Genomic DNA, 20976 nt, shown 5'->3' on the forward strand with positions numbered 1-20976 from the left:
TTAGGGCTTCCAGGTCAGGAAGTTGCCCAGCATACGCAGGCCAACATCCTGGCTTTTTTCGGGGTGAAACTGCATCCCAACCATCGTGTCGCGGCCAATCACGGCCGTGACGTCCTGCCCGTATTCCACATAAGCCAATCGCTGCGCCGGGTCGGACACGCGAAAATGGTAGGAATGGACGAAATAGGTGTGATCGCCTGATTTCACCCCGGCAAAGATCGGGTGATCGCTTTCCAGAACCAGATCGTTCCAGCCCATATGCGGCACTTTCAAAGCGGCATCTGACGGTTCGATTCGAACAACATCGCCTGCCACCCAGCCCAGACCATCGGTCTCGGTGTATTCATGGCCTTTGGTTGCCATCAGTTGCATGCCAACGCAGATGCCCAGAAACGGGCGGCCCTTCTGTTCGACCGCTTCGACCATCGCGTCATAAATACCCTTGTGGCCGCGCAGCTCGGCAGCACAGGCCGGGAAGGCACCATCTCCGGGCAGAACCAGTCGGTCCGCACGCGCAACCACATCCGCGTCCGAGGTGACAACAACGTCACCTGCGCCGACCTCTTGCGCCATGCGTTGAAACGCCTTTTCCGCTGAATGCAGATTGCCGCTTTCGTAATCAATTATGGCGGTGAGCATTTACAGCGCACCCTTGGTCGACGGAATCGCATCCGCCTTGCGCGGATCGGTTTCAACTGCATCCCGCAGGGCACGCGCAACAGCCTTGAACGCGGCCTCGGCGATGTGGTGACTGTTGAAGCCGTGCAACTGGTCGATATGCAGGGTGATGCCGCCATGGGTGCTGAGCGCCTGAAAAAACTCGCGCACCAGTTCTGTGTCGAACGTACCGATCTTTTGCGTCGGCAAATCGACATTCCAGATCAGGAACGGGCGGCCCGACAGGTCCAGCGCACAGCGTACCTGCGCGTCATCCATCGGCAGATGGCATCCGCCATAGCGCCGGATACCCTTCTTGTCGCCCAATGCCTGTGTCAAAGCCTGACCCAGCGCGATGCCGGTATCCTCGACCGTGTGGTGATCGTCGATGTGATAGTCACCCTTGGCGCGGATTGTCATATCGATCAACGAGTGGCGCGCCAGCTGGTCCAGCATATGGTCAAAGAACCCGACGCCGGTCTGATTGTCATATGTACCGGTGCCATCCAGATTGACCGAGACCGAAATTTCGGTTTCGGCGGTCTTGCGGCTGATCGAAGCGGTGCGCATGGGCGAATTCCTTTTGCTACAGGCGCGCTTATAGACGGGGTGGGGTGGGTTGATCCAGACCATGCGTTGCAATCGCTGCAAACTGTTGCAAGGGATTGCACCCGGCCCAGCACCATGTCAGCTTGCAGACAACACGAACCAACAGGGCCAAGCCATGTCCACCTGCGTATTCATCCAGATCCGCTGCAAACCCGGCACCACCTACAAGGTGGCCGAGGAAATCGCCCTGCGCGAAATTCACTCAGAGCTTTATTCCACCAGCGGTGAGTTTGATCTGATGCTCAAGCTCTACATCCCCGAAACCGAGGATGTGGGCCATTTCATCAACGAACACCTGCTGGTGATTCCCAATATCGAACGCTCGCTGACGACGATGACGTTCAAGGCGTTTTAACCCAACTCAAACGTTGTCACGCCATAGATGCGGGTCAGGTCGATATCCGGTTGATCGCCGGAATACATCCGGGCGGTTTCGAACACTTTCGTAAGACCCAACTTGTCGGCCAGTGCAAAGGCGGCATTGTTGGGTTGTGGCATGTCGATGAACACCTCTTGCCCATTTTGATCTTCGGGCAGAGCCTTTAACACGCTTGCAAGCAGCGCTTCAGCAATGTCGGTGCGGTCCGCAAACAGCGGCCCGACCTTGTATCCGGTCTGACAGGGGCGCAGCGTGGCATAGCCTTTGATCTGCCCGTCTTCGGAAAACACGCGGGACACATGGCCGCTTGCGCTCAGCCAACCATGCAGGAACGCATCGCGCCGGGCTGGGAAAAGCTGACGGTCATAGTCCCTTAACGCATCAGAAACCGTGCTCAGCACGTCTACACCAGCGGTCGGTGCCAGCGCGCGCAGGATATCTGCAACCCGCCCTGAAAAGCGGTAGTTGTTGTAGGCAAAGGTGAACCCGGATTTCCGGTAGTTGTCCTGCTGCTCGACCACGCCATCCAGACCCATGTTGCGCCCGGTGCAATGGGCCAGCGCATGCTGCGCAATCTCAAGCCCGTGGCCATGGTGTCTGTATTCTGGCTTGACGATGTAGAAGCCCAAAAAGGCAAAATCATCGTCATAATTCACCGCCGAGACAGACGCGATCATTTCGCCATCCAGAAAGCCGCCCAGGAACCCATTGGGATCGGTTGCACGAAAGCACGCGGCATCGTGGTGACCCGGATTCCACCCCTCACGCCCGGCCCAATCCACAGCCTCCTGCAACTCATCAGCGGTCAAGGGTCGGATAACATAATCAGACATGCGAACATCCCGTGTTGCAAATTGCATTCAGAATGCCGCAACGGGGGCAGAAGAACCAGCATGTTCGGAAAGTTTGGTATCTGGAGCGGGCGAGGCGATTCGAACGCCCGACCCTAACCTTGGCAAGGTTATGCTCTACCCCTGAGCTACGCCCGCATCAGATACATATGTGGTCCGAAGACCTCTCAATGGAGCGGGCGAGGCGATTCGAACGCCCGACCCTAACCTTGGCAAGGTTATGCTCTACCCCTGAGCTACGCCCGCGCCGTTGAGTGAGGAGGGATGTATAAATTCCCACGCGGGGCTGCAAGCGGAAAAACACAAAAAGCGGGAAAAATCTTTTCGACGGAATCCGGCCCGTGACCCGTTCAACCCGTAACTCAAATCAACAAAACACAGGCAGGAGGTGCCGTCATGATATCCGTTGCAGACCTGAAGATCGTGATGCTTGCCGCGATGATTCTGATCGGCGCTGCCATCCTGAAACCGGACCGGCATGAACATGACCGGTTCACACCGGTTCTGCTGGGCGCACCGCAGATCGAAACAACCGTTCTGGCAGGGTAACACCCGCCAGATTGCCTAAAGCGCCAGAATCAAGTTTGCAAAAGCCGCACCCAGAATGGCGAGGAAGGTCAGGCTCATGCCGGCCTGCCGCAGGATGACGATCTGTGGCGTCCGTCCAAATCCGTACGCGTGCAAAAGACGCCCCGCCAGCAACATCAGCCCCAGCAGATGGACCAAAACCCCGGCCGCGCCCTGCAACTCGACCATAGCAATCAGCAGCAGGGAAATCGGGGCGTATTCGGCGCAGTTCGAGTGTGTCCGTATCGCCTTGATCATCAGCTTGCTGCCACCATCCCCGACCGAGATTCTGTCGCTGCGCCGTTGCAGGATCACTTTGACGCTGAGTGCGACGTAGAGAATTGCGACCAGGGCCGCATAGATCGGGGTGATTGCAAGCATAATGGGTCTCCGCTCAATCATAGAAAAAGGCCGTGTGGTCTCCCACACGGCCTGATGAACATTAGATTGTTTTATGGCTTATTCCAGTTCGATCAGAAGGTCCTTTGCGTCAATCTGGCCGCCGGGCTGGATATGCACGGCTTTGACGGTCGCGTCGCGTTCGGCGTGGATGCCGGTTTCCATCTTCATCGCCTCGATGGTCAGCAGCATGTCGCCTTCCTTGACCTGCTGGCCCGCGGTCACAGTGACTGTGGCCACAACACCGGGCATCGGCGCACCGACATGATCGGGGTTGCCGACCTCGGCCTTGGGGCGCGCCTGAGTGGTTGATGTGACCATCCGGTTCGGCACCCGGATCACACGCGGCTGGCCGTTGAGTTCGAAGAACACTTTGACCTCGCCTTTTTCGTCCGTCTCGCCGATGGCCTGACACCGGATTTCCAGCGTCTTGCCGGGGTCGATTTCGGCCGTGATCTCTTCGCCGGGCTCCATACCGTAAAAGAAGGTGCGCGTGGGCAGGGTGCGGACCGGGCCGTAAATCCGGTGACGGCCCATGTAATCCAGAAACACCTTGGGATACATCAGGTACCCGTTCAGATCCTCGTCATCGACCTCTTTGCCTTCCAACTGCTTGGACAACTCGGCGCGGGTGGCCTCAAGATCGACGGCAGGCACGTCCTTGCCGGGGCGCTGGGTATTGGGGGCCTCGTCTTTCAGCACCTTCTTGATGATGGTGTTCGGGAATCCGCCCGGAGGCTGACCCAGATTGCCGCGCATCATGTCGACGACCGAGTCGGGGAAGGCCACATCTGTCGCCGGATCCTCGACCTGCTCGCGGGTCAGCCCCTGACTGACCATCATCAGGGCCATGTCGCCAACAACCTTCGACGAGGGCGTCACCTTTACGATATCGCCGAACATCTGGTTCACATCGGCGTACATCTGCGCGACCTCGTGCCAGCGCTCTTCCAGACCCAGGCTGCGCGCCTGCGCCTTGAGGTTGGTGAACTGACCACCCGGCATTTCGTGCAGATACACCTCGGACGCCGGGGCCTGCAGGCTTGATTCGAAGGCCGCATATTGACCGCGCACAGCCTCGAAGTAATCGCTGATCTCGCGGATCGCCTTGATGTCCAGCCCGGTGTCACGGTCGGTATGGCGCAGTGCCTCGACCACAGTGCCCAGCGTTGCCTGGGACGTGTTGCCGCTGAAGCTGTCCATCGCGCAATCCACCGCGTCCACGCCCGCCTCAGAGGCGGCAAGGATGGTCGCGCTGGCGATACCGGCCGTGTCATGGGTGTGGAAGTGGATTGGCAACCCAACTTCTTCCTTCAGCGCCCGGATCAGAATCTTGGCCGAGGCAGGTTTCAGCAGGCCCGCCATATCCTTCAGACCCAGAACATGCGCGCCTGCGTCGCGCAACTCCTTGGCCATTCCGACATAGTATTTCAGGTTATACTTGGCGCGGTCAGGGTCCAGAATATCGCCGGTATAACAAACGGTGCCCTCGCAGATCTTGCCGCTGTCGATAACAGCATCCATCGCAACGCGCATGTTCTCGACCCAGTTCAGCGAGTCGAAGACGCGGAAGACGTCGATGTTTTTCGACGCCTGGCGCACGAATTCCTGCACCACGTTGTCGGGATAATTGGTGTAACCAACCCCGTTTGCGCCCCGCAGCAGCATCTGTGTCATCAGGTTCGGCATCGCCTCGCGCAGATCGCGCAGACGCTGCCAGGGGCATTCCTGCAGGAACCGGTAGGCCACGTCGAACGTCGCACCGCCCCAGCACTCGACCGAGAACAGCTGCGGCAGGTTCGCGGCATAGGTTGGCGCCACCTTGATCATGTCGATCGACCGCATCCGGGTCGCCAACAGCGACTGGTGCCCGTCGCGCATGGTGGTGTCGGTGATCAGCAGCTGCCGCTGCGCTTTCATCCAGTCCGCCACGGCCTGCGGGCCTTTCTGCTCCAGCAGATTGCGCGTGCCCATCCGCGGCTCGGCCTTCTGCGCGGGGGGCTTGGCGACTTTCAGGTCGGCGCGCGGCTCGGGGCGGTCCTTGGTTTCGGGATGACCATTCACCGTGATATCGGCGATATAGGTCAGAACCTTGGTGCCCCGGTCGCGGCGGCGCTTGAAGGCAAACAGATCCGGCGTCGTGTCGATGAATTTGGTGGTGTATTCATTCGACAGGAAGGTTGGGTGCTTCAGCAGGTTGATAACGAAATCGATATTGGTGCTGACGCCGCGAATACGGAACTCGCGCAGGGCGCGGTCCATCCGGCTGATCGCCTTCTCGGGCGTCGGCGCCCAGGCGGTGACCTTTGTCAGCAGCGAGTCGTAGTACCGCGTAATGACACCGCCCGCATAGGCCGTGCCGCCATCCAGACGAATGCCCATGCCCGTGGCCGAGCGATAAGCGGTGATCCGGCCATAATCGGGGATGAAGTTGTTCTGCGGGTCTTCTGTGGTGATCCGTGTTTGCAGCGCGTGACCGTTCAGATGCACCTCGGCCTGGCTGGCGGCGCCGGTGGCTTCGGCCAACGTTTTGCCCTCGGCGATCAGGATCTGCGCCTGAACGATGTCGATGCCGGTGACCTCTTCGGTGACCGTGTGTTCGACCTGTACGCGGGGGTTTACCTCGATGAAGTAGAACTTGCCCGTCTCCATATCCATCAGGAACTCGACAGTGCCCGCGCATTCGTAATTCACATGGGCGCAGATCTTGCGGCCCAGTTCGCAAATCTCGGCGCGCTGTTCTTCGCTCAGGTAAGGGGCAGGGGCGCGTTCGACGACCTTCTGGTTCCGGCGCTGGACCGAACAGTCGCGTTCATAAAGGTGATAAATCTCACCATGCTTGTCGCCCAGAATCTGCACCTCGACATGGCGGGCACGGGTGATCATCTTTTCCAGATAGCCTTCGCCATTGCCAAAAGCGGCCTCAGCCTCGCGGCGGCCTTCCAGAACCTTTTCTTCCAGTTCATCCTCCGATTGGATCGGGCGCATCCCGCGCCCGCCGCCACCCCAGGACGCCTTGAGCATCAGCGGGTATCCGATCTCGGCGGCCTCCCTGCGGATCGCGTCCATGTCATCACCCAGGACCTCGGTGGCTGGAATGACAGGCACACCGGCCGCGATGGCCACGCGCCGCGCGCTGGCCTTGTCACCCAATGCGCGCATGGTCTCGGCCCGGGGGCCGATGAAGGTGATGCCGTTCTTGACACAGGCATCCACGAAATCGGGGTTTTCAGACAGCAGGCCATAGCCCGGATGGATCGCGTCCGCGCCGCAATGCTTGGCCACGCGGATGATCTCGTCAATCGACAGATACGCCGCGACCGGACCCATGCCCTCGCCAATCTGATAGGCCTCATCCGCCTTGAACCGGTGCAGGCCCAGTTTGTCTTCTTCAGCGTAAACAGCGACGGTGCGTTTGCCCATCTCGTTTGCTGCGCGCATGACGCGGATGGCAATCTCGCCGCGATTGGCGATCAGGATCTTGTTGAAGTCTGTCATATCAGGTCCCGGTCTTTGGTGTTTGGGCGTCTTAATGGGCGGAGAATACGCACAGGTACATCCGTTCTTCTGGGTAGAACCGGCATGTTATCGCTCGCAAACGCCCTTTGGCCTCGGCACACTTATAGGGATGCCGCGTTGCAGCATCAATAATTTAGCGTTTCGTCTCAAACTGACACAGATCGGCCAGTCCCATCTGGCCCATATTCGCGTGCAGATCCTGCCTCAGGATTTCGATCACATGCGCCGGGCCTTTGGCGCCAAGTGCCGCAAGACCGTACAAAAAAGCACGCCCCAGCATGACAAAGTCCGCGCCCAGCGACAGCGCACGCAGGATATCCAACCCGCCTTCGACACCGCTGTCGAAAATCAGCGGCAGGCGGGTCGCGCTCCGGATTGCGGGAAGAACCTCGATGCTGGCCGGGGCCGCGTCGAACTGTCGGCCCCCGTGATTCGACACCCACAGGGCGTCCACACCCACCTGTTCCAGCCTGTCCGTGTCCTCGGGGCGCAGGATGCCTTTCACGACGAACGTCCCATCCCAATGATCGCGCAGCCATTTGACGTAATCCAGATCCGGCGAGGTCCGCAGCAGGTATCCGACATGGGCCGTCGGCGGCAGATCACCAGGGTCATCGATATATTTGTCCAGTGTGCGCATGTGCGGAACGCCGCTGCGCAGCATACCCAGGGCCCATGCAGGTTTTTTGGCGATCTGTGCCAGCAGGCGCGGTGTCAGTTTCGGTGGCTGCCGCAGGCCCGAGCGCGTCTGCCGCTCCCTGCGCGATGCCACCGGGACGTCAGCGGTCAGAACCAGAGTTCGAAATCCCGCCCCGCGCGCCCGGTTCAGCATGTCCATGCGAATTTCTGGGTCCCTTGGCGGATACAGCTGGAACCACGCGGTCTCGCCCAGATAGGGGGCCAGGTCTTCGGGGCTCTGACTGGCCACCGTCGATAGCGAATAAGGAATGCCTGCCTTGGCGGCGGCCTGCGCCAGCAGTCGCTCTGCATCAGGCCAGACAAGCCCGGACATCCCGATCGGCGCAATACCGAAGGGCAAAGGACAGGTGCCGCCCAGGATTTTCACCGACGTATCGAATTCAAGGTCCCCATGCAGGATCGAGGGGCTCAGACGGACATCATCCAGTGCCTTGCGATTGCGATGCCGCGTCGTTTCAATCCCGGTGCCACTGTCGATATATTCCCACACGAAGTGCGGCAGCCGACGGCGTGCGCGGCGTTTCAGATCGGGAATACCGGGATAGGTACTGTGCAGGTCCATAAGGATTGATCCGGCCTGCGGGGCGATTCGGCAAGGTTTTCAAGCGGCTTCCGGCGATGGGCGTTTACCCGTTGCGGGAACGCGCCTGGCCTGCTCCAGCGCTCCGGCGGCGACGTGAACCTGATTGCGCCCCTTGTCCTTGGCGACATACAGCGCATCATCCGCGGCACGCATCAGATCCTGCGGCATGGTGCCGTGGGCGGGGTAATGCGCGACCCCGACCGAGATTGTGATACGGGGCAGGGCCTTTTCGCCATAGCGGACAATGACCGCCTCGACCGACTGGCGCAACTGCTCGGCCCGGGTCATGGCATCTTCGGGGCTGTTGTCGGGCAGGATCAGCATGAATTCCTCACCGCCGATGCGGCAGGCGATCTCGTCCCGGTCGCAGCCCTGTTCCAGCGCCGCGCCGACCGCGCGCAACACCATGTCTCCGGCGTCATGACCATGCGTGTCGTTGAATTTCTTGAAGTGATCGACGTCCACGGCAATCAGGCTCAGCGCGGCGCCGGTCTGCTGGCTGCGGCTGATGGCCTTGCGCAATGTCTCAGTCATGTGGCGGCGGTTGAACAGCCCGGTCAGCGGGTCGCGCACCGATTGGTCATGCAGCTGATCGCGCATACGGACATTGGCGATTGCCATGCTGATCTGTTCGGCGCACAGCTGCGCCAGCTTGCGGCTTTTATGGAAACAGGCCTCTCGCCCCTCAGCCGCGCGGAGATGCAACAGACCAACGGTTTCTCCGTGGGCCAGAATGGGAAAACAGAAATAGGGCCGCCCGTCATGCGGTTCGGCATGTTCGCAGACAAAATCGATCTCAGAGGCACCGAACTCATAAGTCCGGCCGCGCCTCAAACCCCAGCATCCTTCCGGATGGATATGAGATTTATGCGTTCCCCCGTTCCAGCTGGCACACCCGTCCAGCACATCGCGCGAGTTGGAATAGACGTACACGCTCCCCTCGGCCTCGGGCAGGATATGGGTCATAAAGCGCGCGACCATGTCGAAAAGCTCATCCAGTGAGCGGCTTGATTGCAGCCACTCGTTCAACTCGCCCAGCAGGCGTACCTCACGCGCCAGGCGAAGCTGCTCTCCCATCAGTTCGCGTTCTTTCACGGCGCGCTTGTGTAGATCACGCATCTGACGGCGGTTGGTGCGGTGGACAATCAGGATGACCGTGGCCAGCGCCAGCAACGCGACGCTGCTCAGCAACGCCAGCGACAGACGCACGCGCGTGATGAACAGGGTTCTGAGATTGGTGATGTCCGAATAAAACTCGATAGCGCCAAGGAAAACGCCGTCTTTGATGATCGGTGTATAAACTTCGGCCACATGTCGGGTGATTGGGCCCGCATGTCCGGCGGGGTCATTGTCAATCGACTCAACCTCTGCCGCGGGTTTTTCCTCGTGGTTGTAAAAAACCCTTCCGGCGGCGACGACTGAATGGAAGTAATGTTTTGTGTTCACGGCCCCGACATCACTGGCCCGGGTCGACCAGAACACCCGACCGGACGCATCAAACAGCTTGAACCGGTAGATGTCCGAGGTTTCGGGCAGCAGCATCAGGAATTCCGCGTCATGCTCGTGCAGTTCATGGTGCCGAAACGTTGCATCCAGATCGTTCAGATGGCTTTCGACCTGACGGCTTAGCTGCATGGCGTTTTTTCGCAAATCCGATTCCAACATGCGGTCCACAACCGGGGCAGGGGCCGCGTAGATGCCCCATCCCGCTGCCGCTGTCAGCGCGATCAGAATTAGGGTAACGCCCACAAGTTTCAGCCGTGACGACCCGCCCGTCAGTTCCTTCGCTTCCATCTGTTCCACTCCCACAGCAATGGAACCAGCATCCGGGGCAGGACTTGACAGAGGGTTAACAGCCCTACAGGGCAGCGGCATCTTTGTTTAGAATTGAATGCAAAAAGACCTGAAAAATCCCCGCGAACAAGCCGTGAACAAACTCTTTCCCTTGGCGATCATCCGGCGTAGTTTGGGGGCATGAGCAGTTTTGACGAAATGGACGCCTTCGAAGGCGCATCGCTGTCGGCGCGGGCTATGGCCGTGCGCCCTTCGCCCTATCTGGATGATCTGAACCCGGCGCAACGTGACGCGGTCGAACGTCTGGACGGCCCGGTTCTGATGCTGGCCGGGGCGGGGACGGGCAAGACCAAGGCGCTGACGGCCCGGATTGCGCATCTGCTCAACACGGCGCGCGCGCGCCCGAACGAGATTCTGTCGGTGACCTTCACCAACAAGGCCGCGCGCGAGATGAAAGAACGAGTAGGCCGCTTGCTGGGCCAGCCAGCTGAAGGAATGCCATGGCTGGGCACCTTCCATTCTATTTGCGTCAAACTGCTCCGCCGCCACGCGGAACTGGTCGATCTGAAATCGAACTTCACAATTCTGGACAGCGACGACCAGCTGCGCCTGCTCAAGCAATTGGTTCGGGCCGCCAATATCGATGACAAACGCTGGCCGGCGCGGATGCTGGCGGGGATCATCGACGACTGGAAAAACCGTGCGCTGACGCCCGACAAGGTGCCTGTGGCGGATGCCGGGACCTATAACAACAAGGGCATTGAACTTTACGCCCAATACCAGACTCGCCTGCGCGAGCTGAATGCGGTGGATTTCGGCGACCTGCTGTTGCACATGGTCACGATTTTTCAGACCCATCCGGATGTTCTGGAACAATACCAGCGCTGGTTCCGCTACATCCTTGTGGATGAGTATCAGGATACCAACGTTGCCCAGTACCTGTGGTTGCGCCTGCTGGCCGGGGGGCACAAGAACATCTGCTGCGTGGGCGATGACGACCAGTCGATCTATGGCTGGCGCGGGGCCGAGGTCGGCAACATCCTGCGGTTCGAAAAGGACTTTCCCGGTGCCTACGTGGTGCGGCTGGAACAAAACTACCGCTCGACCCCACATATTCTGGCAGCAGCTTCCAACGTCATTCGGGGCAACGAAAGCCGTTTGGGTAAAGAGCTGTGGACCGATGCCAAAGACGGCCACAAGGTCAACCTGATCGGCCATTGGGATGGCGAGGAAGAGGCCCGCTGGATCGGTGAGGAAATCGACGCGATGCAGGGCGGGACGCGCGGTATCCGTCCGATGAATCTTGATGAGATGGCGATTCTCGTGCGCGCCTCGCACCAGATGCGCGCGTTCGAGGACCGGTTCCTGACCATCGGTCTGCCCTACAAGGTGATCGGCGGCCCGCGTTTCTACGAGCGGATGGAGATCCGCGATGCCATGGCCTATTTCCGGCTGGTGGTCAGCCCCGAAGATGATCTGGCCTTCGAGCGGATCGTGAACACGCCGAAACGCGGATTGGGCGACAAGGCGCAGCAGACCATTCAGATTGTGGCGCGTGAGAATGGCGTGTCTCTGGTCGAAGGTGCGCGGATCGCAGTCGACAACGGGCTGATCAAGGGAAAAGGCGGCAAAGCGCTACGCGAGTTGATCGACGGGTTGGTCCGGTGGAATGCGATGACGCGTGGGCCGCGGATCGAGGTGGACGACGATTCGGTGATCGATGACGGTTCGCCCATGCGGTTCGGCGCACCCGAGCATACGCATATCGAACTTGCGCAGATCATCCTCGACGAATCCGGCTACACGGCCCATTGGCAGAACGACAAGACCCCCGAAGCGCCGGGGCGTCTGGAAAACCTCAAGGAACTGGTCAACCAACTGGACAATTTCGAAAACCTGCAAGGGTTTCTGGAACATGTCAGCCTGGTCATGGATAATGAACAGGACGGTGACGGGGCCAAGGTCTCGATCATGACCCTGCACGCGGCCAAGGGGCTGGAGTTTCCCGTCGTCTTCCTGCCGGGGTGGGAAGACGGGCTGTTCCCCTCGCAACGGTCGATGGACGAAACCGGCCTCAAGGGGCTCGAGGAAGAACGCCGTCTGGCCTATGTCGGTATCACCCGCGCCGAAGAGGTTTGTACGATTTCCTTCGCCGCCAACCGGCGGGTATTCGGGCAATGGCAGAACTCGATGCCCTCGCGCTTCATTGACGAGTTGCCTGAAGACCATGTCGAGGTGCTGACGCCTCCGGGCCTTTATGGCGGCGGCCATCAGACGGCGGGCATAGAAACCCGCGCGGCCGAAGCCAATGTCTATAACTCGCCGGGCTGGAGACGGTTGCAGGCGCGGCAGGGCCAATATGGCATGTCGCAACCCCGCGAAAGCCGCAACACGGTGATCGACGCCACCGCACTGGCCAGTTTCACGCTGGGCGAACGGGTGTTTCACCAGAAATTCGGCTACGGCGCTGTGATCGGGATCGAAGGCGACAAGGTCGAGGTCGATTTCGACAAGGCGGGCATCAAGAAAGTGGTCTCGCGTTTTCTGACCAACAAGGATGACGTCCCGTTCTGAGGCGTCATATCCCGTCGACCAGAACCAGATTGGTGGTTGCGGTGGCCTTTCGGATCTTCGCCAGTTCGATGTAATCCGGGTCGTCCTTCCAGGATTTCGCTGCTGCAAGATCCGGAAACTCCATCAACACAATCCCGCCTTCGGGCCAATCGCCTTCAATCCGTTCGACCGGTTTGGATGAGACCGTCAGCAGGCGACCGCCGTGGCGGTCGAAGATCGGCATGAAACCTGCCAGATGCCCTGATATCCGTCCGGGTCGTGAATGTTGATCTGCGCAATGAAATAGGCGGCCATGGCGTCCTCCGCATCAGATGTCAGGACGCCATCCTACACCAGTGTCCGAAAAACAAAAAACGGCGGTTCCCAGGGAGGAGGAGAGGGAACCGCCGTCTTGTCAACATCAGAGCAGGGAGGAGGAGAGCCCTGATGTATGCGAGCCCGGGTTTGAACCCGGTATGAGGAAGACGCGGCGATGTCAGGGAGGAGGAAGACATCGCCGCGCGCTTTCAACATCAAGGCAGGGAGGAGGACGCCCCGATGTATCCGTGTCCGGCGGGTTGAGGCCGGTATAAGGTGCGGCAACGTCAGGGAGGAGGAAGACGTTGCCGCTGATTACAGACCCTAAGGGAGGAGGAAGGGCCTGATCTCAGTATGCGTGTTGCGCTTATCGCGCGGTTTGTTCGTTTGCCGCCTGCATGGCAACGCGGCGGATCATCGAGCGGTGCAGGCCAAGATCGGCCAGCTCGCGGTTCGACAGAGCGGACAATTCATTGACGGTCTGGCGGTACAGACGATAGCGTACGAACCGGGTCTTTGCGTTTTCCAGAACTGCGCCAAAACCGAACGCCGGTGCGTTCTTTACTGCTGTATGCGTGCTTGCGACTGCCATGCTCATCATCCGTATCTTTTTGTCTTGCCGGTATCGTCCGGCCCTTGCTTGAGATTGAAGATAGGCAAATGCTGCAATTGCACAATAGGTCACGACATCAATGCTGCTATGCAGCAAATGCATAGATTGGCTCAGTTTTTTCATTTCGCAGCGATGCGCCTTGAAAATATGGGGTCGACCCTAGGTCAGCTTTGGCAGGGGCATCTGGCCCTTCCCGGTGGCCTGCCTTTGAATTGAGCGCACTCGGCGGGAAAATGGGCAAAACATATCCGTTCTGATGTTGACAAGGCTTGGGTAAATCGCTCGTGGGAAATCATGGGGCGATGTGGTCGCGTGGGGGAGATTGCTGGAAAACGACCCGAAATTCTGAACGATTCGAAGGGCGGATTGTGCATTTGAGGCCAATATTTCCAGTCCAAAAGAAAAGTGGGCAAAATTCTTGGGAAATCGCGGGAAAAATTTCGACCGATGAATTTTCCAATATATAGGGGTGTGTTATTCGCCACCCGCTAAAACTGGTGTCACGAAGCTCGAATCCTTCAGTGACAATCCAGTCTGGCCGTGTTCCTCATGACACGTTGCGCAAAATTCCTATTGATTTCCATGAATTCCCATGTCATCCCTTATACATCCGATGAGGACGAGGCAGCAGGGGCACCAAACGACCCCGACCAAAAATATTCAGGTTTCATACAGGCATCTCGCTTTCATCAACCAAGAGATCCGGCGCGCGGGCGAGCAGACATCCCCCCAGGTGGCGCGCGCAGCTGGACATCCCGCAAAGCGGGTCAATGCGGCGGGTTGATCAGTGGCAGCAGATCAACCCGCCGTTTTTCATCCGGGGGGAACGTAAATTCAAGGTGGGGCGCAAGCGAAAGGGACAGTCGTCTTGGCGCGCAGGTTTAGAGGTGAAAGCCACCATAAGGTGGATACGAAGGGCAGGGTGTCGATCCCGGCCTCGTTTCGCCGTGTACTTGAATCGTCCGATCCCAACTGGCAGCCCGGTGACAACCCCGAACTGGTGATTGTCTATGGTGACCACCGCCGCAAATACCTTGAATGTTATACCATGCAGGCGATTGACGAGGTTGATGCCAAGATCGATGCCCTGCCGCGCGGCTCGATGCAGCGGCGGATGTTGCAGCGCATGTTCCACGGTCAGTCCTTCCCGACCAACGTGGACGAAACCGGGCGTCTTGTGCTACCCGCCAAGCTGCGCAGCAAGATCGGCCTCGAAGGCGAGGCGTTCTTTATCGCCGCAGGCGACACCTTTCAGATCTGGAAGCCCGAGACCTACGAGGTCGAGGAACTGGCCAAGACCGAAGAATGGATGGATGATCTGCCGGACGATTTTGACCCGATGCAGTTCCTAGACGGCACCGGGGATGCGTAACGGCATGGCCGGCGCTGCGTCCTCATCTGAAAAACCACATATCCCCGTTCTGCTGCGCCCCTTGCTGGCTGCGGTTGCGCCGGTCACGGGCATCTGGCTGGACGGCACGTTTGGCGCGGGCGGCTATACGCGCGGGCTGTTGGAGGCCGGGGCAGACAAGGTAATCGGTGTAGACCGTGACCCGCTGGCCTTTGAAATGGCGGCAGATTGGGCGCAGGATTACGGCGACCGGCTGGTGATGCAGCCCGGCGTATTCTCGCGCATGGACGAATACGCGCAGGATCTGGATGGCGTTGTACTGGATCTTGGCGTGTCCTCAATGCAGCTGGATCAGGCCGAGCGCGGGTTTTCCTTCATGAAGGACGGCCCTCTGGATATGCGCATGAGCCAGCAAGGCGAAAGCGCCGCCGATTTGGTGAACACGGCGACCGAGGCGCAACTGGCCGACATCCTGTTCCACTATGGCGAAGAACGCGCCAGCCGCCGGGTTGCCAAGGCGATTGTCAGGGCGCGAACCGAAGCGCCGATCACAACGACCCTGCGTCTGGCCGAGATTGTCGAATCCTGTCTGCCGCGCCCGAAACCGGGGCAATCGCATCCCGCAACGCGCAGTTTTCAGGGTCTGCGGATCGCGGTGAATGCCGAGTATGAAGAGCTGTTTCAGGGCCTTATGGCCGCCGAACGTGCGCTGAAACCCGGTGGGCAGCTGGCTGTTGTCACCTTCCATTCCATCGAGGACCGGATGGTCAAACGGTTCTTTCAGTCGCGCGCGGGCAAAACAGGGCGTGCGAACCGCTATGCGCCCGAGATGGAACAGGACCAGCCGCAATTCACGCTGAAGACCCGCAAGGCTGTTGGGCCCGACGAACAGGAATTGCAGGAAAACCCGCGCGCGCGCTCGGCCAAGCTGCGTGTCGCGATCCGCACCGATGCTCCGGCGGGGGAAATTGAGGCCCGCGCCATTGGAATGCCTCAACTTGGGGGAAGGGCAAGATGAAGAGTGTTTTGTATGTGTTGACTGCTCTGTCCGTGTTCGGATTGGCGCTTTGGGCCTATCAGGAGAATTATCGCACCCAACAGGTGGTGAAGGAAACGCAATCCCTGCAACGCGAGATCGGCATGGCGCAGGTGCGGCTGGCGGTCCTGAACGCAGAATGGGCTTATTTGAACCGCCCCGACCGGCTGCGAGAACTGGCGGACCTGAATTTTGAACGCCTTGGTCTGCTGCCTCTGCGGGCCGAACAGTTCGGGCGCGCCGATCAGATTGCCTTTGCCGAAGACCCGGACCTGCCCATCGTTGACCCGATTGAATTGCAGGCCATCACCGACATTCAGGCATTGGGCGAGGTGCAGATCCCATGACACGTACGCCCCTTCGTCCACTGGCCCGTATCCTTGACGCCCGCGCCCGTGGCGAAAACCCAAAGGCGATCGAGCGTGAAAACATCCGCAAGCGCCACGAAGACATGAAAGACCGCGCCCGCGCCCGCGCCGAAGGGCGTCTGCTGGTGCTGGGGCTGTTCTTCTTCTGCGCATTCTCGGTGGTTGGCGTCCGCATGGGCATGTTGGCAACGTCCGAGGTGCAGGAGCCACTGGCCAATGCGCCGGGGGCCGCGATTGCTATGCAGCGCGCCAATATCGTCGACCGCGAAGGGCGCATTCTGGCCACCAATCTGGATACCTATTCCGTCTACGCGCAGCCGCCACTGATGATCGATCCGATTGCGGCAGCGGATCAGCTGGTGGCGATCTTCCCCGATCTGGATAAAGAGCGTCTGGTCAAGGATTTCACTGGCAAGCGCAAGTTCCTGTGGATCAAGAAACGCATTTCGCCCGAACAGAAACAGGCCGTGCACGACATCGGTGATCCCGGCATCCTGTTTGGCCCGCGCGAGATGCGCCTCTATCCCAATGGCAAGTTGGCCGCGCATATCCTGGGTGGCTCCGGTTTTGGCCGCGAGGGCGTCAGCGCCGCCGAGGTGATCGGTGTGGCCGGGGTGGAAAAGCAGTTTGACGACTATCTGCGCGACCCGGCCAACGGCAACAAGCCACTGCAACTGTCGCTGGACCTGACCATTCAGGCCGCGGTCGAACAGGTGCTCTACGGCGGTATGAAGATCATGAACGCCAAGGGCGCATCGGCGGTTCTGATGAATGCGCATACGGGCGAGGTTGTATCCGCCGCCTCGCTGCCCTCATTCGATCCCAATGATCGTCCGCGCCCGCCGACCTCGGGGTTTGATCCCTCGGACAGCCCGCTGTTCAACCGCTATGTGCAAGGCGTGTACGAACTGGGGTCGGTCTTCAAGATTTTCACCGCCGCACAGGCGGTTGACCTTGGGCTGGTAAACTCGAACACCATCATCGATACATCCGGCCCGATGAAGATCGGGCGCTTCCCGATCGGAGAGTTCAACGGCAAGAATTACGGCAAGATCAGCGTTGCGGATGTGATCGTCCACAGCTCGAACCGTGGCACCGGGCGTCTGGCATTGCAGATCGGCGCGCAGCGGCAGCAGGACTTTCTGAATGCGCTCGGCATGTTCGACCCGACCCCGTTTGAGATTGTCGAGGCCACGGGAGGCGTGCCGCTGAAGCCAAAGAAATGGGGCGAGCTGAGCACCGTAACCATTTCCTACGGCCATGGTCTGTCAACCAGCCCGATGCATCTGGCGGCGGGATATGCCGCGATTGCCAACGGTGGGCACTATGTCAGCCCGACCATCCTGCGCCAGAACGGCCCGCAATATGGCCCTCGCGTGATGTCGCAGGGAACCGCGCGTCAGGCGCAGAAGATGCTGCGCAAGGTGGTGACGGATGGCACCGCCAGCTTTGGCGAGGTGAAGGGGTATGACGTGGCTGGAAAGACCGGCACGGCAGACAAGCCCAAACCGCGCGGCGGGTATTACGAAGACAAGGTCATCGCCACTTTCGCAACGATCTTCCCGGCCTACGATCCGAAATATGTGCTGATCGTCACGCTGGATGAACCCTCAATCGTGGCATACGGCGAAAAACGCCGCACCGCAGGCTGGACCGCGGTGCCAGTAGCTGCCGAACTTATTGGTCGCGTGGCACCTCTGCTGGGCTTGCGTCCCCGGCTTGAGCCTGAGGCGGGCGCTGCTATAACGCTGACCTCAAACTAGGCTGTCCGGCAAGAGGTGGGTCATGGGCACAAGGACAAAGAAACTCAGCCAACTGGCCCTGACCGCGCGAGGCGGGGTTAACCCCGAGATCACCGGTCTGGCCGTTGACAGCCGCGAGGTGAAAGACGGTTTCCTGTTTGCAGCCCTTCCCGGCACGCGGGTTCATGGCGGCACGTTCATTCAATACGCCCTGCGCATGGGGGCCGCCGCCATCCTGACCGATGCCGAAGGGGCGAAAACCGCAGCTGCTGAACTTGCGGCGTCGGATGCGGCGCTGGTGGTTGTCGAAGACCCGCGTCAGGCGCTGGCCGGGGCCGCCGCTTTATGGTTCGGTGCGATGCCGCAGACGATTGTCGCGGTCACCGGAACCAATGGAAAAACCTCGGTTGCCACCTTTGTGCGCCAGATCTGGACCGAACTGGGCCACGCCGCCGTCAACCTTGGGACAACCGGGGTCGAAGGGGCATGGACCGCACCGCTGGCCCATACCACGCCCGAGCCGATCACCCTGCATCGCTGTCTGGCGGAAGCCGCCGAAAACGGCGTGACCCACGCCGCGATGGAGGCCTCGTCCCACGGCCTCGAACAGCGCCGCCTGGATGGCGTGCACCTGACCGCTGCCGGGTTTTCGAACTTCACGCAGGATCATCTGGATTACCACGAGACTTTTGAAGCGTATTTCGCAGCCAAGGCCGGGTTGTTCGACCGGGTTCTGCCGCAGGATGGCACGGCTGTTATCAACCTGAGCGATCCCAAGGGGTCTCGGGTCCGCCGGATCGCCGAGGCACGCAGTCAATCGGTGCTGACCGTCGGGTTGGGCGACGCCGATCTGTGCCTGATCAACCAGCGGTTCGATGCTACCGGGCAGGATCTGCGATTTGCGTGGCAGGGCCGGACCTTCCAGACCCGCCTGAACCTGATCGGAGGGTTCCAGGCCGAAAACATCCTGCTGGCCTGCGGGCTGGTGATTGCTGCGGGCGACAGCCCCGAACGGGTCTTTGAAACGCTGCCGCACCTGACCACCGTGCGCGGGCGTATGCAACTGGCCGCTACCCGCGACAACGGCGCGACGGTTTTTGTGGATTACGCGCACACCCCCGACGCCGTGGCCACCGCCCTCAAGGCGCTGCGTCCGCATGTGATGGGTCGTTTGATCGCCATTGTCGGCGCGGGCGGCGACCGCGATGCCACGAAACGCCCGCTGATGGGAAAGGCAGCCGCCAACCACGCAGATATGGTTTTCGTCACCGACGACAACCCACGCAGCGAAGACCCCGCCGCCATCCGCGCCGCCGTCATGGCAGGTGCGCTCGAGGCAGCGGGCGACGTCAGCGTGACTGAGGTCGGCGACCGCGCCGAAGCCATTCTGCGCGGCATCGATGCCCTGCAACCCGGCGACGCGTTGCTGATTGCGGGCAAGGGCCACGAAACCGGTCAGGTCGTCGGCGATCAGGTGCTGCCCTTCGATGATGTCGAACAGGCCAGCATTTCCGTCGCCGCGCTGGACGGGAGGGTCGCATGACGCTCTGGACAGCATCCGAGGCCGCTCAGGCAACGGGTGGGCGGGTCACGGCCGATTGGACCGCTGATGGCATCTCCATCGACACGCGCACCCTTCAACCCGGTGATCTGTTTGTGGCGCTGAAAGCGGCGCGGGACGGGCATGAATTCGTGGCTCAGGCGCTTGAGAAAGGCGCAGGCGCGGCTTTGGTCTCGCATATTCCCGACAACGTATCGCCAGACGCACCACTGCTGATCGTTGATGATGTGCAGGCGGCGCTCGAGGCTTTGGGGCAGGCGGCTCGCGCCAGAACGAATGCGCGTGTGGTGGGGGTGACTGGCAGTGTCGGCAAGACGTCGACCAAGGAGATGCTGGCCGTGATCCTTGAAACACAAGGCAAAACCCATGCCAGCGTGGCCAGCTATAACAACCACTGGGGCGTTCCGCTGACCCTTGCACGGATGCCGCGCGACACTGAATTCGCGGTAATCGAGATTGGCATGAACCATCCGGGCGAGATTGCCCCGCTGGCCCGGCAGGCCCGCCCGCATGTGGCGCTGGTCACGACCGTGGCGGCGGTGCATCTGGAAGCCTTCGAGAATGTGGCTGGCATCGCCCATGAAAAAGCTGCGATCTTTGAAGGGCTCGAACCCGGTGGCGCGGCAATCGTCAACGCAGATGTCGAGCACGCGGACATCCTGCGCCAAACGGCGCTTGAGCAGGGGGCCTGGATTGTTGATTTCGGCCAAGGCGCAACGGATTACCGGCTGACCGACGTTCAGCAGGGGGCGAACACTGTGACTGCCGAAGCTGCCGTTGGTGATCAGGTATTCCGTTTTGAGGTGAACTCTGCCGGTACGCATTTCGCCATGAACGCGCTGGGGGCTTTGGCTGCCTGCGTTGAACTGGGTGTCGATCTGGATGACGCTATCGCGGGTCTGCGCGCATGGTCCCCGGTCAAGGGGCGTGGCGTTCGGGAAAGCATTCCTCTGCCCGGCGGCGGGCAGATCGAACTGCTGGATGACAGCTATAACGCCAACCCGACCTCGATGGAGGCCGCGCTGGATGTGCTCGCCGCCTCACAAGGTAAACGCCGCATCGCCTTTCTGGGCGATATGAAAGAGCTGGGCGCGCAGGAAGAGGCGATGCACGCTGCCATGGCCGATGCCAAAGCGATGGCACATGTTGATCAGGTGCATTGTATAGGCCCGTTGATGCGGGCACTGCACCACGCGCTGCCCTCGGCGAAACGCGGTCTCTGGTCCGAAACCAGCGCCGAGATGGCCGAACAGTTGCCTTCGCTGGTCAGGGATGGCGATACTGTGCTGGCCAAGGGCTCTCTCAGCATGGGATTGGCCTCGATTGTTGACGGTCTGCGCAAAATGGGGCAAGGGGGCGCGCTTGATGGGTGATCAC

Annotated in this window: 18 protein-coding genes and 2 tRNA genes; 9 read left to right on the forward strand and 11 right to left on the reverse strand. The window is 60.3% G+C overall.

The genetic code is table 11. The annotated features are described in order from the left end of the window. Positions 1-639 carry an imidazole glycerol phosphate synthase subunit HisH gene (gene hisH, locus ACR0M3_RS06770; protein ID WP_480537406.1) on the reverse strand — a complete coding sequence of 213 codons (639 nt, stop codon included), beginning with the start codon at positions 637-639 and terminating at the stop codon, positions 1-3. Next, positions 640-1227: an imidazoleglycerol-phosphate dehydratase HisB gene (gene hisB / locus ACR0M3_RS06775; protein ID WP_480910024.1), complete on the reverse strand. Its 588-nt coding sequence runs from the start codon at positions 1225-1227 to the stop codon at positions 640-642. Between the two features lie 154 nt (positions 1228-1381). On the opposite strand from hisB, the gene ACR0M3_RS06780 reads away from it, so the two are divergent. Further along, positions 1382-1621 (forward strand): Lrp/AsnC family transcriptional regulator, encoded by a 240-nt coding sequence (locus ACR0M3_RS06780; RefSeq protein WP_480482339.1) that lies wholly within the window; start codon positions 1382-1384, stop codon positions 1619-1621. Here the strand turns inward: ACR0M3_RS06780 and ACR0M3_RS06785 are convergent. The 3 genes from ACR0M3_RS06785 to ACR0M3_RS06795 all read right to left on the reverse strand — a co-directional run bounded on the left by ACR0M3_RS06785 (position 1618) and on the right by ACR0M3_RS06795 (position 2742). Next, entirely contained in the window at positions 1618-2478 is an 861-nt protein-coding gene (locus tag ACR0M3_RS06785; RefSeq protein ID WP_480910025.1) for a GNAT family N-acetyltransferase, read from the reverse strand. The genes ACR0M3_RS06780 and ACR0M3_RS06785 overlap by 4 nt on opposite strands. An 81-nt stretch (positions 2479-2559) precedes the next feature. After that, positions 2560-2634, reverse strand: a tRNA-Gly gene (locus tag ACR0M3_RS06790). A 33-nt stretch (positions 2635-2667) separates the two neighbouring features. Next, positions 2668-2742: transfer RNA gene (locus ACR0M3_RS06795), tRNA-Gly, on the reverse strand. Positions 2743-2892: 150 nt separating this feature from the next. Here ACR0M3_RS06795 and ACR0M3_RS06800 point away from each other — a divergent pair. Beyond that, a complete protein-coding gene (locus tag ACR0M3_RS06800) occupies positions 2893-3045 on the forward strand; it encodes a hypothetical protein (RefSeq protein WP_209597812.1) in 153 nt (50 codons plus the stop codon). Positions 3046-3060: 15 nt separating this feature from the next. Here the strand turns inward: ACR0M3_RS06800 and ACR0M3_RS06805 are convergent, their stop codons facing one another. The 4 genes from ACR0M3_RS06805 to ACR0M3_RS06820 form a co-directional block, all read right to left on the reverse strand. Continuing rightward, on the reverse strand, positions 3061-3444 hold the full coding sequence (locus ACR0M3_RS06805) for an MAPEG family protein (RefSeq protein ID WP_480910026.1): 384 nt from the start codon (positions 3442-3444) through the stop codon (positions 3061-3063). Positions 3445-3522: 78 nt separating this feature from the next. Continuing rightward, complete coding sequence (locus tag ACR0M3_RS06810) at positions 3523-6960, reverse strand: pyruvate carboxylase (RefSeq protein WP_480910027.1); 3438 nt, start codon at positions 6958-6960, stop codon at positions 3523-3525. 154 nt (positions 6961-7114) lie between these two features. Further along, the gene (locus tag ACR0M3_RS06815; protein WP_480910028.1) at positions 7115-8242 is read right to left on the reverse strand and encodes an alpha-hydroxy acid oxidase; all 1128 of its coding nucleotides are present in this window, start codon (positions 8240-8242) and stop codon (positions 7115-7117) included. 39 nt (positions 8243-8281) lie between these two features. Continuing rightward, the gene (locus tag ACR0M3_RS06820) at positions 8282-10057 is read right to left on the reverse strand and encodes a sensor domain-containing diguanylate cyclase (protein WP_480910029.1); all 1776 of its coding nucleotides are present in this window, start codon (positions 10055-10057) and stop codon (positions 8282-8284) included. 180 nt (positions 10058-10237) lie between these two features. Here ACR0M3_RS06820 and ACR0M3_RS06825 point away from each other — a divergent pair, with 180 nt between their 5' ends. Next, a complete protein-coding gene (locus tag ACR0M3_RS06825) occupies positions 10238-12631 on the forward strand; it encodes an ATP-dependent helicase (protein WP_480910030.1) in 2394 nt (797 codons plus the stop codon). A 4-nt stretch (positions 12632-12635) separates the two neighbouring features. Here the strand turns inward: ACR0M3_RS06825 and ACR0M3_RS06830 are convergent, their stop codons facing one another. Next, entirely contained in the window at positions 12636-12854 is a 219-nt protein-coding gene (locus ACR0M3_RS06830; protein WP_480537411.1) for a DUF1330 domain-containing protein, read from the reverse strand. 441 nt (positions 12855-13295) lie between these two features. After that, on the reverse strand, positions 13296-13520 hold the full coding sequence (locus ACR0M3_RS06835) for a DUF1127 domain-containing protein (protein ID WP_480481881.1): 225 nt from the start codon (positions 13518-13520) through the stop codon (positions 13296-13298). 889 nt (positions 13521-14409) lie between these two features. Between ACR0M3_RS06835 and mraZ the strand changes: the two genes are divergently transcribed. The 6 genes from mraZ to ACR0M3_RS06865 are packed head-to-tail and all read left to right on the forward strand — an operon-like array spanning position 14410 to position 20972. Then, the gene (mraZ, locus tag ACR0M3_RS06840; RefSeq protein WP_267363323.1) at positions 14410-14913 is read left to right on the forward strand and encodes a division/cell wall cluster transcriptional repressor MraZ; all 504 of its coding nucleotides are present in this window, start codon (positions 14410-14412) and stop codon (positions 14911-14913) included. Between the two features lie 4 nt (positions 14914-14917). Then, positions 14918-15910, forward strand: coding sequence for a 16S rRNA (cytosine(1402)-N(4))-methyltransferase RsmH (gene rsmH, locus ACR0M3_RS06845; protein ID WP_480910031.1), 993 nt, complete (start codon positions 14918-14920; stop codon positions 15908-15910). Then, positions 15907-16275 carry a cell division protein FtsL gene (ftsL, locus tag ACR0M3_RS06850; RefSeq protein WP_209504535.1) on the forward strand — a complete coding sequence of 123 codons (369 nt, stop codon included), beginning with the start codon at positions 15907-15909 and terminating at the stop codon, positions 16273-16275. The genes rsmH and ftsL overlap by 4 nt, the downstream gene beginning before the upstream one ends. Continuing rightward, complete coding sequence (locus ACR0M3_RS06855) at positions 16272-18059, forward strand: peptidoglycan D,D-transpeptidase FtsI family protein (RefSeq protein WP_209504534.1); 1788 nt, start codon at positions 16272-16274, stop codon at positions 18057-18059. Before ftsL ends, ACR0M3_RS06855 begins: the two co-directional genes overlap by 4 nt. A gap of 22 nt (positions 18060-18081) precedes the next feature. Further along, positions 18082-19581: a UDP-N-acetylmuramoyl-L-alanyl-D-glutamate--2,6-diaminopimelate ligase gene (locus tag ACR0M3_RS06860; RefSeq protein WP_480910032.1), complete on the forward strand. Its 1500-nt coding sequence runs from the start codon at positions 18082-18084 to the stop codon at positions 19579-19581. Beyond that, complete coding sequence (locus ACR0M3_RS06865) at positions 19578-20972, forward strand: UDP-N-acetylmuramoyl-tripeptide--D-alanyl-D-alanine ligase (RefSeq protein ID WP_480910033.1); 1395 nt, start codon at positions 19578-19580, stop codon at positions 20970-20972. The genes ACR0M3_RS06860 and ACR0M3_RS06865 overlap by 4 nt, the downstream gene beginning before the upstream one ends. Positions 20973-20976 lie beyond the last annotated feature (4 nt).

Source organism: Ruegeria sp. O5 (assembly GCF_056535105.1).

Bases quoted from the DNA above. Each gene is read 5' to 3' on its own strand.
- hisH (WP_480537406.1), bottom strand. From the start codon at position 639: ATGCTCACCGCCATAATTGATTACGAAAGCGGCAATCTGCATTCAGCG.
- hisB (WP_480910024.1), bottom strand. From the start codon at position 1,227: ATGCGCACCGCTTCGATCAGCCGCAAGACCGCCGAAACCGAAATTTCG.
- ACR0M3_RS06780 (WP_480482339.1), top strand. From the start codon at position 1,382: ATGTCCACCTGCGTATTCATCCAGATCCGCTGCAAACCCGGCACCACC.
- ACR0M3_RS06785 (WP_480910025.1), bottom strand. From the start codon at position 2,478: ATGTCTGATTATGTTATCCGACCCTTGACCGCTGATGAGTTGCAGGAG.
- ACR0M3_RS06800 (WP_209597812.1), top strand. From the start codon at position 2,893: ATGATATCCGTTGCAGACCTGAAGATCGTGATGCTTGCCGCGATGATT.
- ACR0M3_RS06805 (WP_480910026.1), bottom strand. From the start codon at position 3,444: ATGCTTGCAATCACCCCGATCTATGCGGCCCTGGTCGCAATTCTCTAC.
- ACR0M3_RS06810 (WP_480910027.1), bottom strand. From the start codon at position 6,960: ATGACAGACTTCAACAAGATCCTGATCGCCAATCGCGGCGAGATTGCC.
- ACR0M3_RS06815 (WP_480910028.1), bottom strand. From the start codon at position 8,242: ATGGACCTGCACAGTACCTATCCCGGTATTCCCGATCTGAAACGCCGC.
- ACR0M3_RS06820 (WP_480910029.1), bottom strand. From the start codon at position 10,057: ATGGAAGCGAAGGAACTGACGGGCGGGTCGTCACGGCTGAAACTTGTG.
- ACR0M3_RS06825 (WP_480910030.1), top strand. From the start codon at position 10,238: ATGAGCAGTTTTGACGAAATGGACGCCTTCGAAGGCGCATCGCTGTCG.
- ACR0M3_RS06830 (WP_480537411.1), bottom strand. From the start codon at position 12,854: ATGCCGATCTTCGACCGCCACGGCGGTCGCCTGCTGACGGTCTCATCC.
- ACR0M3_RS06835 (WP_480481881.1), bottom strand. From the start codon at position 13,520: ATGGCAGTCGCAAGCACGCATACAGCAGTAAAGAACGCACCGGCGTTC.
- rsmH (WP_480910031.1), top strand. From the start codon at position 14,918: ATGGCCGGCGCTGCGTCCTCATCTGAAAAACCACATATCCCCGTTCTG.
- ftsL (WP_209504535.1), top strand. From the start codon at position 15,907: ATGAAGAGTGTTTTGTATGTGTTGACTGCTCTGTCCGTGTTCGGATTG.
- ACR0M3_RS06855 (WP_209504534.1), top strand. From the start codon at position 16,272: ATGACACGTACGCCCCTTCGTCCACTGGCCCGTATCCTTGACGCCCGC.
- ACR0M3_RS06860 (WP_480910032.1), top strand. From the start codon at position 18,082: ATGGGCACAAGGACAAAGAAACTCAGCCAACTGGCCCTGACCGCGCGA.
- ACR0M3_RS06865 (WP_480910033.1), top strand. From the start codon at position 19,578: ATGACGCTCTGGACAGCATCCGAGGCCGCTCAGGCAACGGGTGGGCGG.